This window comes from Photobacterium sp. GSS17 (assembly GCF_028621875.1).
Taxonomy (GTDB): Bacteria; Pseudomonadota; Gammaproteobacteria; order Enterobacterales; family Vibrionaceae; genus Photobacterium; species Photobacterium ganghwense.
Genome location: NZ_CP117517.1, coordinates 387,570 through 399,594 on the forward strand (window position 1 = coordinate 387,570; position 12,025 = coordinate 399,594).

10 protein-coding genes and 1 riboswitch are annotated in these 12,025 nt (G+C 56.3%); of the genes, 2 read left to right on the forward strand and 8 right to left on the reverse strand.

Features of this window, described 5'->3' with window-relative positions; translation table 11 throughout:
• Nucleotides 1-85: 85 nt before the first annotated feature.
• The 8 genes from thiQ to leuA form a co-directional block, all read right to left on the reverse strand.
• Nucleotides 86-805, reverse strand: coding sequence for a thiamine ABC transporter ATP-binding protein (thiQ, locus tag PGW97_RS01875; protein WP_273858376.1), 720 nt, complete (start codon nt 803-805; stop codon nt 86-88).
• Entirely contained in the window at nt 799-2,370 is a 1,572-nt protein-coding gene (gene thiP / locus PGW97_RS01880) for a thiamine/thiamine pyrophosphate ABC transporter permease ThiP (protein ID WP_273859613.1), read from the reverse strand. Before thiP ends, thiQ begins: the two co-directional genes overlap by 7 nt.
• A gap of 35 nt (nt 2,371-2,405) precedes the next feature.
• The gene (gene thiB / locus PGW97_RS01885; protein ID WP_273858377.1) at nt 2,406-3,416 is read right to left on the reverse strand and encodes a thiamine ABC transporter substrate binding subunit; all 1,011 of its coding nucleotides are present in this window, start codon (nt 3,414-3,416) and stop codon (nt 2,406-2,408) included.
• A 68-nt stretch (nt 3,417-3,484) separates the two neighbouring features.
• Nucleotides 3,485-3,593, reverse strand: a riboswitch (TPP riboswitch).
• 98 nt (nt 3,594-3,691) lie between these two features.
• Nucleotides 3,692-4,471, reverse strand: coding sequence for a DUF547 domain-containing protein (locus PGW97_RS01890; protein ID WP_273858379.1), 780 nt, complete (start codon nt 4,469-4,471; stop codon nt 3,692-3,694).
• Nucleotides 4,472-4,758: 287 nt separating this feature from the next.
• Complete coding sequence (gene leuD, locus PGW97_RS01895; protein WP_273858381.1) at nt 4,759-5,361, reverse strand: 3-isopropylmalate dehydratase small subunit; 603 nt, start codon at nt 5,359-5,361, stop codon at nt 4,759-4,761.
• A gap of 18 nt (nt 5,362-5,379) precedes the next feature.
• Nucleotides 5,380-6,828 carry a 3-isopropylmalate dehydratase large subunit gene (gene leuC / locus PGW97_RS01900; RefSeq protein ID WP_273858383.1) on the reverse strand — a complete coding sequence of 483 codons (1,449 nt, stop codon included), beginning with the start codon at nt 6,826-6,828 and terminating at the stop codon, nt 5,380-5,382.
• 37 nt (nt 6,829-6,865) lie between these two features.
• Nucleotides 6,866-7,954 carry a 3-isopropylmalate dehydrogenase gene (leuB, locus tag PGW97_RS01905; protein WP_273858385.1) on the reverse strand — a complete coding sequence of 363 codons (1,089 nt, stop codon included), beginning with the start codon at nt 7,952-7,954 and terminating at the stop codon, nt 6,866-6,868.
• 2 nt (nt 7,955-7,956) lie between these two features.
• Nucleotides 7,957-9,507, reverse strand: a complete 1,551-nt coding sequence (leuA, locus tag PGW97_RS01910; protein ID WP_047883698.1) for a 2-isopropylmalate synthase — start codon at nt 9,505-9,507, stop codon at nt 7,957-7,959.
• Nucleotides 9,508-10,025: 518 nt separating this feature from the next.
• Between leuA and PGW97_RS01915 the strand changes: the two genes are divergently transcribed.
• Both PGW97_RS01915 and PGW97_RS01920 read left to right on the forward strand, forming a co-directional pair.
• Complete coding sequence (locus PGW97_RS01915; RefSeq protein WP_273858387.1) at nt 10,026-10,529, forward strand: phosphatase PAP2 family protein; 504 nt, start codon at nt 10,026-10,028, stop codon at nt 10,527-10,529.
• Nucleotides 10,530-10,539: 10 nt separating this feature from the next.
• Entirely contained in the window at nt 10,540-11,649 is a 1,110-nt protein-coding gene (locus tag PGW97_RS01920; RefSeq protein ID WP_273858388.1) for an MJ1255/VC2487 family glycosyltransferase, read from the forward strand.
• Nucleotides 11,650-12,025 lie beyond the last annotated feature (376 nt).

The window sequence follows — 12,025 nt, forward strand, 5'->3', positions numbered from 1 at the left end:
AACCGGTTATGAGCGAATATCACAGAGAAAACCGGTTCTCCTGTCAGCCGGATCTTACCGGCCGCAACCAGCATCACAGCATGGGTTAAACGCCCAGATACTGCTTCAGTTTTTTATCTTCCGGCCTGCCCAGCACTTGTTGGGCAGGCCCAAACACTCGCACTTCCCCCTGTTCGATAAAGGCACATTTATCCGCGATTTTCAGCGCGTCCTCCGGACTGTGCGTGACCATCACTACGGTGGTGAGCTGCTCGCGTGCCAGTTTCTGGACCAGCTGGAGCATGTCGTTGCGCAGTGCCGGGTCGAGGGCGGAGAAAGGCTCATCCAACAGCAGCAGCGGCCGTTGGCGGATCAGGCAGCGTGCCAGCGCAACCCGCTGGCGCTGGCCACCGGACAGCTGTTCCGGCAGGCGATCGAGATAGCTCTGTAACCCGACCCGGGCCGCCGCGATCACGACCTGCTCTTTTTCCTCTCGGCTGAGCCGAAGGCCGGGATGCAGGCCAAGACCGATGTTTTCAAAGACAGTCAGATGCGGGAACAGGTTGTGCTCCTGAAACAGGATCGACAACGGACGCCGGGCTGGAGGGACGGCGATAACCGGTTGGCCGTCGATGGTCAGGCTGCCGCTGTCCGGTTCAAGAAAACCGGCAACCATCGCCAGCAGGGTACTTTTGCCAGCCCCGCTCGGACCGAGCAGGGCGACGATATCCCCCTTTTCAGCCTGCAAGTCAAAGCACAGTTGGGTCGTGCGATCGCGGTGCATCGGGTCAGTGTAAGCGTGGCTCAGTTGGGTCAGGGTCAGCATGAAGGTGTCCGAATCAGCAGTTTTTCAACCAGCGTAAAGAGCCCGAGGCTCAGGAGTAACAGGATCAGGGCTGCTACCGCAGCAGCATCCATCTGGTAGCTGCCCAGTAGGTGTAGCAAATAGAGAGGCAGGGTCTGGAAATCCTGACTGCCGAACAGGGCGATGGCGCTCAGATCCCCGAGCGACAGGACAAAGCCGATTGCCATTGCCTGCGACAACGGTTTTTTCAGCGCGCGCCATTCGACCAATTGCAGACGGCGCAGGCCGTGCATGCCTAGGCTGTGGCACAGCGGATCATACTGCTGGGCGACATGAAGCATCGGCTGGCTCAGGGTTTTCAGCACATACGGTAGCGCCATCAGGGCGTTGACCGCAACCACCACCCAGAATGCCGCCCCGAAGGCATCGGTAAACTGGCGCAGCAGCAGGAACAGGCCGGTGCTGATCACCAGCCCCGGGGTAACCAAGATCACGGTGCCGATCAGCTCCAGGCCATCCGCCCGCCATCGGGCGCGATGCAATCGCCATTGGCGGCTGGTCAGCAGAATGGCTATCCCGCCAAGCAGGGCCAGCAGGCAAGAGCCAAGGGCGATTTGCAGCGAGTGGCTGATCGCCTGCCACAGAGAGGGATCCTGAAGCAGCGTCAGGGTTTGCGGGTTCAGCCCGGCACTGATCACCGCCAGCAGCGGTGGCAGTACCAGCAGCAACACCAGGCTGAGCCAGAACCAGTCCCAGACCTTGCTGGCCAGGCTGTCGAACTGATCTGGACGCGGTTTTCCGGTGGACTGGCTGGAGGTCGCCAGCGGCTTGGCCAGACGCTGGGTTAGCAGCACCAGGCTGCAGCACAGCAGCATTTGCCACAGTGCCAGCAGGGCTCCGCCAGCGAGATCGAAGTCATAACGCAGCGCCTGATAGATCGCCAGCTCAATGGTTGTGGCCTTGGGGCCGCCACCCAGTGCCATGATGACCGCAAAACTGGTAAAGCACAGCATAAAGACCAGCCCGGCAGCATGGGGAAGCTGCTGGCGCAAACGCGGCCAGGCAACAAAACGGAAAGTCTGCCAGCTCGACAGGCCAAGGTGGCTGGCCAGCTGATGCTGTTCATAGGGAATGCCTTCCAGACACTGGTGCAGCAGGCGGGTGGCCAGCGGCAGATTGAGGAAGACGTGGGCCAGCAGGATGCCCTGCAAACCATAAATGGAGAACGGCTTGTCACCGGTCAGCGACACCAGCCACTGGGTGAGCAGGCCGTTGTTGCCGTAAATCGCCAGCAGGCCAAAGACCGCCACCAATACCGGCAACACCAGCGTCATGGCAAATAGCCTGAGCAGCATAGCCTTGCCGGGAAAACGGCGGCGGGACAGGGCGTAGGCGACCGGAATGGCCGGCAGCACGCTGAACAGGGTCGACAGGAACGCCTGCCAAAAGGAGAAGCGGGTGACATGGCGCAGATACGGATCCTGCCACAGGCTGATGAATTGCAGGTCGCTGGCCTGGCTGATCAGGGCGCCCAGCGCGCCCAGTACTAACAGGCTGATCAACCCGGCCGTGATCAGGCCGGGCATTGGGGTGGTGCGATGTGTCAAGATTACGTGCCTGTTTACTGAGTCAGAGCGTGTTGCCATTCACGGATCCAGTTGCGGCGCTGGGTCGCGATCTCATCGGCCGTGAATTCCAGCGCTTTAGCGGGCAGCGTCAGCTGCTCAAAACCTGCTGGCAGGGCTTGCTGGGTGACCGGGTACATCCAGTTACCGGTTGGGATCACCTGCTGGAAGGTGTCGCTCAGCATGAAGGCCAGGAACTGATCGGCCAGCTTCTGGTTATCGCTACCCTTCAGCTTGGCGGCAACTTCAACTTGCATGTAATGGCCTTCGCTGAAATCCGCGGCCTTGTATTTGGCGTCGTTTTCCGCGATCAGGTGATAAGCCGGCGAGGTGGTGTAGGACAGCACCATATCAGATTCCCCTTTCAGGAACATGCTGTAGGCTTCCGACCAGCCTTTGGTGACCGTGACGGTTTTCTTGGCAAGCTGCTGCCAGGCTTCACCGGCTTTGTCACCGTAGACTGATTTCACCCACAGCATCAGACCCTGGCCCGGCGTGGAGGTGCGTGGATCCTGATAGATGATCTTCAGATCGTCACGCTTAACCAGTTCATCAAGGCTTTTCGGCGGATTCTTCAGCTTGCTGCTGTCGTAGATAAAGGCAAAATACCCATAATCAAAAGGCACGAATGTGCTGTCTTGCCAGCCAGTTGGCAGCGCCAGTGCTGGCATGGTCAGGTGATGCTCGGCCAGCAGGCCGGTTTTTTTGGCTTCGCTGATCAGGTTGTTATCCAGACCCAGCAGAATATCGGCCTTGGTGTTTTTTCCTTCCAGACGCACCCGGTTCAGAATTGATACTCCGTCATCCAGGGCCACGAATTCCAGGTTACAGCCGCATTCGGCTTCAAAGGCTTTTTCCACAGCCGGTCCCGGTCCCCACTCCGAAGCAAAGGAGCTGTAGGTGTATACTGTCAGGGTGTTGTCATCGGCCCAGGCGGTGCCCGCGGCGAGAGAAAGGGTCAAAATAGGTAGTAGCTTATTCACTGTACGCTCCTGATACGCTTGCATCCGGCAAGAGAGGGGAAATTAGGGGCACAGGGTTGAGAGCTGGCAGCCTCATGCTGCCGTGATAAGGCAAACTATCGGGGTCTCAATTCCTACGCCAGTGCTAACTGGATCAGGTTCTGTGGGTTTTGCTGCCGCAATCTCAGTCCGGAACGGTGCCAGACACCCCATGAGAACAAGGCGCTATTGTAATCTGCGCTGCGCCCGGTTGCTACCCCTGATACTGCTGGGAGCCTCCGCTCACTCGCCGCGGTTGCCGCGAGGGGCATAAGAGGGCCTCAGCGGGCTTCGTTCAGCGCCCAGTTGTAGTCATAGCGAACGTGATTGAGTTGCACCGGTTGTTGGCGGTATTGATTGAGGTGTGCCTGCAGCTGGCTAAGATTGCCGAAATCGCTGGCGTACCAGTCATAAATTGAGGACAGGCGCACCTTATCCTGTTCAACTGCCACGCCCTTGCGACTGTTGATAAAACGCTTGGCGGATTGTTCCAGCAGCGCGTCATGGTTGGCGGCGGTGAAGGCTTGCGGCTGGAGATCCGGGCAGCCCAGACTGGCGCAGTTGACCACGTAATGAATGCGTGGATCGCGCCAGATAGGGCGCAGGATCCGGTGCTCAATGTCATTGAGGGTCAGCTTTTGACCGGCAATGGTAATCAGCGTCTCGTCCCACGGTCCGAAGCTGAACAAGCCGCCCAGCTTGGTGATGGAAGAGACCGGGTAGTTATCCAGAATCAGCTTCACGGTCAGGGCGTTATAGAGGTTAACCCAGTAGGCGAACTGCTCATTCCGGTTCAGCCAACGGGGATCTTGCCCTGCCAAATCACGCAGGTAGTGGCCCAGTTCATAGCGATCGGTATCGTTGACCTGACGGTAGCGGAACAGGGTTTGTTGGGGGGAAACCACCAGATACTTATCCAGCAGTTGCTGCCAGCGGCTGTGATCGATGGTGGTGCTGCTGGTGGGTTGGCTGGCCTGCCAGTACGGCCAGAGGTCGGCTTTGGGGGCGGCCATACTGCCGTTCGACAGCAGGAGCAGGGCTAAGGCAATGAGCAAACGCATGGGATGTCCTTGTATACAGATGTGACGTGATCAAGTGTAGATGACCGGCGAATCGCTGATATCTTTCCACGTTCCCGACGTTTTTCCACTGTTCCTGTTCCTGTTCTTGTTCTTGTTTGTGTTGTCTGTTCGTACGCTCTGTTTGCGTATGGCTGTTCAGGGCTCGAACGTTGTGGCATGTCCGCCCTCTGGTGATACCGGCTGACACCGCGAACAGGGGCCGGAACGAAACAGCCCCGAGCAAGCTCGGGGCTGATGAAACTGGCGTTGTGTGATGTTCCTGAAGGTTACGCCAGGAAGGCCGGAATTCGGCTTTCATACTCGGCGATCTTGTCTTCGTGCTGCAGCGTCAGGCCGATATTATCCAGGCCGTTCAGCAGGCAATGACGGCGGAACTCGTCAATCTCAAAGTGATATTGTTTGCCGTTCGCGCTGACGGTCATGGTTTCCAGATCCACTATGATTTCTGCCCCTTCGGTCGCAGCCACAAACTGGAACAGTTCGTCGACTTCTGCTTCGCTCAGGCGAACCGGTACCATCTGGTTGTTGATCGAGTTACCGTAGAAAATGTCAGCAAAGCTCGGTGCAATCATCACTTTGATGCCGTAATCGGCCAGCGCCCACGGGGCGTGCTCACGGGATGAACCGCACCCGAAGTTTTCCCGCGCCAGCAGAATGCTGGCACCCTGATAGCGCGGCGCGTTCATGACAAAGCCCGGGTTAGGCTGTTCACCGGCATCATCCAGAAAACGCCAGTCATGAAACAGGTGCTTGCCGAAACCGGTACGGGTGACTTTCTGCAAAAACTGCTTCGGGATAATGGCATCGGTATCCACGTTGGCAGCATCCAGAGGAACTACCAGGCCGGTATGTTGTTTAAATCCTGTCATTACTTTCGTTCCTTCTGATTATGCTGTCGCAGCTTCTGGTTCCAGCTCGCGGATATCGACAAAGTGGCCAGCACACGCCGCGGCGGCAGCCATGGCCGGGCTGACCAGGTGCGTGCGGCCATCACGGCCCTGACGGCCTTCGAAGTTACGGTTGCTGGTGGATGCGCAGCGCTCTCCCGGGCCCAGACGGTCGTTGTTCATCGCCAGACACATCGAGCAGCCCGGCAGACGCCATTCAAAACCGGCTTCAATAAAGATCTTATCCAGCCCTTCTTGCTCGGCCTGCGCTTTCACCTGCTCTGAACCCGGTACCACCAGGGCCTGAACGTTCGGGGCGACTTTACGGCCTTTAGCAATGGCCGCGGCAGCGCGCATGTCTTCAATGCGTGAGTTGGTGCATGAACCGATAAAGACTTTGTCGATTGAAAAATCAGACAGCTTTTTGCCGGCTTCCAGCCCCATGTAGGCCAGTGCTTTTTCCGCGGAGGCTTTTTCAACCGGGTCGCTGAAGTCTGCCGGAGACGGAATTGGCTCGTCCACGGCAATTACCTGGCCCGGGTTGGTTCCCCAGGTGATCTGCGGTTTGATGTCTTTGGCATTCAGAGTGACCACGGCGTCGTATGCGGCTCCGGCATCGGTTTTCAGGGTCTGCCAGTAGGTGATTGCAGCATCCCAGTCAGCGCCGGTCGGGGCAAAGTGTCGGCCCTTGACGTAGTCGAACGTGGTCTGGTCTGGCGCGATCAGGCCGGCTTTGGCGCCCAGCTCAATCGCCATGTTACATACTGTCATCCGGCCTTCCATCGACAGGTCGGTGATCGCCTCGCCACAGAATTCGACCACATAACCGGTTCCGCCCGCGGCGGTGGTTTTGCCGATGATCGCCAGCACGATATCTTTCGCGGTGATACCCGGTGCCACTTTGCCTTTGACCTCGATTTTCATGGTCTTGGCGCGAGACTGCTTGAGGGTCTGGGTCGCCAAGACGTGCTCAACTTCGGAGGTGCCGATGCCGAAAGCCAGCGAGCCGAAGGCGCCGTGAGTGGCGGTGTGGGAATCGCCACACACGATGGTCATCCCCGGCAGGGTAATCCCCAACTCCGGCCCCATCACGTGCACGATACCCTGATATTTGTGGTTCAGGTCGTACAGAGTGACCCCGAACTCTTCACAGTTCTTGGCCAGCGTTTCCATCTGGATCCGGGCCATCTCGCCGGAGGCTTTGATGTCTTTGGTCTGGGTTGAGACGTTATGATCCATGGTGGCAAAGGTTTTGCCGACCTGGCGTACCGGACGGCCTTTTTCGCGCAGGCCGTCAAAGGCCTGCGGTGAGGTGACTTCATGCACTAGGTGACGGTCGATATACAGGATCGGGGTTTCGCCTTCGGCCGCGACGGCGACATGGGCATCGTAAACTTTCTGGTAAAGCGTCCTTGGCGCTTGTGTCTCTGGCGCGTTAGTTGTCGACATTGTGGTTTGCTCCCTGTTTTTATAATGTCCGGGCGATTTAGGCCTGGCGAATATAGTGGGCGATGCGGTCACCCATTTCGCTGGTGCTCAGCGCCGGGCTGTTACCGGCTAGATCGGCGGTCAGCTCGCCAGCTTCCAGCGCCTGTGAAACGGCCTGTTCAATCGCGCGAGCTGCCTGCTCTTCGCCCAGGCTGTAACGCAGCATCAGTGCTGCCGACAGAATTTGTGCCACCGGGTTGGCGATGTTTTTACCGGCAATATCCGGTGCTGAGCCGCCTGCTGGCTCGTACATGCCGAACTTGTCCTGGTTCAGGCTGGCAGAAGGCAGCATCCCCATTGAGCCGGTGATCATGGCGCATTCATCGGAAATGATGTCACCGAAAATGTTGGAGCACAGCATGACGTCAAATTGCGCCGGATCTTTGATCAGCTGCATGGTCGCGTTGTCGATGTACATGTGGCTCAGGCTCACGTCCGGGTAGTCTTTGGCAATCTCTTCCACCACTTCACGCCACAGAATTGAGCTTTGCAGCACGTTCGCTTTATCAATCGAGCATACTTTTTTGCCGCGCAGCTTGGCTGATTCAAACGCGATCCGGGCAATGCGCTCAATCTCGTAGCGGTGGTAGATCTCAGTATCAAAGGCTTTTTCTTCCGGCCCTGACCCTTCGCGCCCTTTTGGCTGGCCGAAGTAAATGCCGCCGGTCAGCTCGCGCACCACCACGATGTCAAAACCACGCTCGGAAATGTCAGCTCGCAGCGGGGAAAAACGCTCTAGACCCGTATGGATTTGCGCCGGACGCAGGTTGCAAAACAGCTGGAAATGCTTGCGCAGTGGCAGCAACGCGCCGCGCTCCGGCTGATCATTGGGTGGCAGGTGTTCCCATTTCGGGCCGCCGACTGAGCCAAACAAGATCGCGTCTGCCGCTTCACAGCCTTTCAGGGTCGCTTCTGGTAACGGACAGCCGTGGTTGTCGATGGCAATGCCACCGACATCGTATTCTTTGCAATTCAGGGTAAAGCCGAATTTTTCCTGCGCGGCATCCAACACTTTGTGGGCTTGCTGCATGACTTCCGGGCCAATGCCGTCACCCGGTAAAACGGCGATATTGTAAGTACCTGCCATGGTTATACTGTCTCCATATGGGATTTTTGTTTGATTTGTTCGATTTGCTCTGCGCGGTGGATGCTGTTGATCACATGCAGCAATGCCTGACCTGAGGCCTCGACAATGTCGGTAGCCAGGCCGGTACCGTGGTACTTACGGCCTTTGTAGTTGGCAATAATATCGGCCTGGCCCAGGCCATCTTCCCCTTCACCTTTGGCGGTCAGGTCGAATTTATCCAGCACGATCTCGTAGCCGGTCAGGCGGTAAATACATTGGTACAGGGCGTCGACCGGGCCGTTACCGACCGCGGCCTCACATTTTTCTTCATCCCCGCACTGCAGTTTGATACTGGTGGTCGCCATCACGCTGCCGGACTGAACGCTCAGGTAGTTCAGCTTGTAGAAATCGTCTTCTTCACGCAGGTTGGCAAAATACATCAACGCTTCCAGATCGTAGTCGAACACCTGACCCTTGCGGTCTGCCAGCTTCAGGAAGTCGGCGTACAGGGTATCCAGATCGTATTCGTTCTCGTTGTAGCCCATGGTGTCCATGTGGCTTTTTACGGCGGCACGGCCGGAGCGGGATGTCAGGTTCAGCGCCTGGTTTTTCAGGCCGATGGATTCCGGCGTCATGATTTCGTAAGTGTTCTTGTTCTTCAGCATGCCGTCCTGATGGATACCGGACGAGTGGCTGAAGGCATTGGCACCGACAATCGCTTTGTTGGCCTGAATCGGCATGTTGCACAGCTGGCTGACCAGCTTGCTGGTCCGTGAGATCTCGTCATGTTTGATACCGGTATCGACCCCCAGGAACTCGGCGCGGGTCTTGATGATCATCGCAATCTCTTCCAGCGCACAGTTACCGGCCCGTTCACCAATACCGTTAATGGTCCCTTCAACCTGGCGGGCACCTGCCTGCACCGCAGCCATGGAGTTGGCTACTGACATGCCCAGATCGTCGTGACAGTGCACGGAAATCACGGCTTTATCGATATTCGGCACGCGGTTGAACAGCTGAGTGATGATGCCGCCAAATTCGTTAGGTAGGGTATAGCCGACGGTGTCCGGGATGTTCACTGTCGTGGCCCCGGCATTGATGGCCGCTTCCACCATCCGGCACAGGTTATCGATAGGTGTACGGCCAGCATCTTCACAGGAAAACTCGACATCATCAGTGTACTTGCGGGCACGCTTCACTGCTGCGACGCCCATCTCGATGACGTCATCGTAGCTGCGGCGCAGTTTGTCTTGGACGTGGATGGTTGACGTAGAAATAAAGGTATGAATTCGGAAGGCTTCGGCCACTTTCAGGGATTCGGCGGCCACATCAATGTCGTTGGCGACGGCGCGGGACAAGGCGCAGACCCGGCTGTTTTTGATGTGCTTGGCAATGGTCTGCACCGATTCAAAATCACCCGGCGAGGAAACGGGGAACCCGGCCTCAATAACATCGACCCCCAAGCGCTCCAGTGCGTAAGCGATTTGCAGTTTTTCCCTGACCGTCAGACTGGCGGACAACGCCTGTTCGCCGTCACGCAAAGTGGTATCGAAAATGATGACCTGATTGTTCATAGCTGCTTCCTTTTATTGGCCTGCCTGTAATGGCTTGGTCTGCGTCCGCTTGCGCCGGCCTCATATACGAAAAACCCGCGCATATTGCGCGGGTTTTGTGAATTCTTAGTGGTGTTGTTTCTCACCCATAAGCTACCCGCGCGAACTGGTCACGATAAGGAGGAGGCTTAGGAGAATTGATGAGAAACGCATTTTCATGTTTGCAATATTATCCGAGTAATTGGTTAACAAATGAATACCAAACAGACAGGCTGAGCGTCAACTACTAATTTCATGTTTATTTTATGTTCAGTTCGATTCAGTGAATAGTTCTGTTTGGTTTACAAAAACCAGTGGAGTTCACTGGTTTTTGCTGACACGGATCCGGTCAAACCAGCATAAACCCATCTCCGGGTGCCAAGTGAAAACAACGGGCAACGCGGGCGTGAAGATTGTCATTGAGCTTCCGTCAAAGCGTCACTGCGCTGTCATATCCCTTTCTTACTCTGGTGGCGATTTAATCAGATAAGGATGCGAGGATGACCATACTGACACCCTTACAGCGCCTCGATTATGCCGTTTCATCACGCTGCCTGTGCCACCGCTTTAATGTTCAGGTCGCACAGGTCAGCCGGGCGGTATCACACACCGGGGATGGCCACTTATATCTTCTGTTTGCCTTGCTGGTCTGGCTGCTGGACACCGTCAAAGGCGCGGAAGTGGTGCTGATCGGCTTGCAGGCTTTTGCGTTGGAGTTGCCCGTTTACCTTCTTCTGAAAAACAGTTTCAAACGGGCACGCCCAGTTTCCCTGCCAAGTTTTATCAAGCCGTCAGACAAATACAGTCTGCCGTCCGGCCATACTGCGGCCGCGTTTGTGATGGCTTCGCTGATCACCACGTATTACCCGGATACCGCTTGGTTTATCTGGCCCTGGGCGATGGCGATCGGGCTGTCGAGGGTATTGCTGGGCGTACACTATATTACTGATATTGCAGCTGGTGCGGCGCTGGGTCTCCTGTGCTTCCAGCTGGTGAATGTGTAGAGGGCTGTGAATGAAGATCCTTTATGGAGTACAGGGGACCGGAAACGGGCACATTTCCCGCGCCAGAGAGATGGCTCGGGCATTTTCTCTGCTGGAGGTTGAGGTGGACTACCTGTTTACCGGCCGCGAGCAGACGCAGTATTTCGACATGGCTGAGTTCGGTGATTACCAGACCCGGGCCGGGCTGACGTTTGTGACGGAAAACGGTCAGCTGAATCAGTGGAAAACCCTGACCCATAATCAGCCGCGTACTTTCCTGCGCGATGTGAACGCGCTGGATTTAACCCGCTATGACCTAGTGCTCAATGACTTTGAGCCGGTCTCGGCCTGGGCCGCGCGCCGGCAAAACGTCCACAGCATTGGCCTGAGTCACCAGAACGCGTTCCTGCAGGATATTCCAAAACAGGGGCAAAGTAGTCTGGATAAGCTGATCACCCGGTTTTTTGCCCCGACGGCGCAGCAAGTGGGTCTTCACTGGTACCACTTTAACCAGTTTATTCTGCCGCCGATCGTGCCGCCCTCGATCCAGCCGATCACCAACGATGGCTCCGTGTTGGTCTACTTGCCATTTGAGAACCTCAGCGCGGTGCTTGATCTGTTGACCCGTTTTACACAGGTACATTTTTTCTGTTTTCATCCCGAGGTCGAACAGGACCACGAATACGAAAACGTCAGTCTCCGAAAACTCAACCGCGCGGCTTTTCATCATCAGATGCATTGCTGTCACGGTGTGATTGCCAATGGCGGTTTTGAGCTGCCGTCTGAAGCGATCAGCCTTGGCAAAAAGCTGCTGCTTAAGCCGCTGCATGGCCAGTATGAGCAGCAGAGCAATGTGATGACTTTAGAGATCATGGGGCTGGCGCAGTCGATGAGTTATCTGGACCCGTCTGCCTTGCGCGGCTGGCTTGATAGCGAGGGTGCCGGTCGGGTGCACCTGCCGGACGTGGCCATGCTGATTGCCGGCTGGATAGCGGAAGGGGATTGGCACAAAGGCGAAGCACTCTGGCACCGGCTGTGGGAGCAAGTTGAGTTTCCCGAGGTGGTTGAGGAAGCGCTGGTGGAACTCTATTCCCCAAAGGTGCCGAGCCGGCGTAAGCTGTCAATCAGCCCAACCTGCTAGTTTTTTCCGGGTGATGGTTGCCCGGAGTACGTCTTGGCCGTGATGGCTCGAGCGTGATGTGTGAAAGTCCTCGTACAAAGACGTTTGTGAGTCACGGTTGTTAAGTCATTGCTTTAGGTCATGGCGTTAAGTCATGGCGTTAAGTCATGGCGTTAAGTCATGGCGTTAAGTCATGGCTTTTCCTGACCTCATGCTGACCCAACCTCCCTGCCTGTTAAGCCACAATGGTATCAACCCATTGTGGCTTTATGTTATTTACAATCTTTTTAGAATGTTTTAGGTTCTTGTATCTTTATGATATATATGAATTTGTTGTGATTTTTGGCGGCAGTTTGGATGTGCTGACCGATTTGCACGGCATCCTCTATTTATTTCA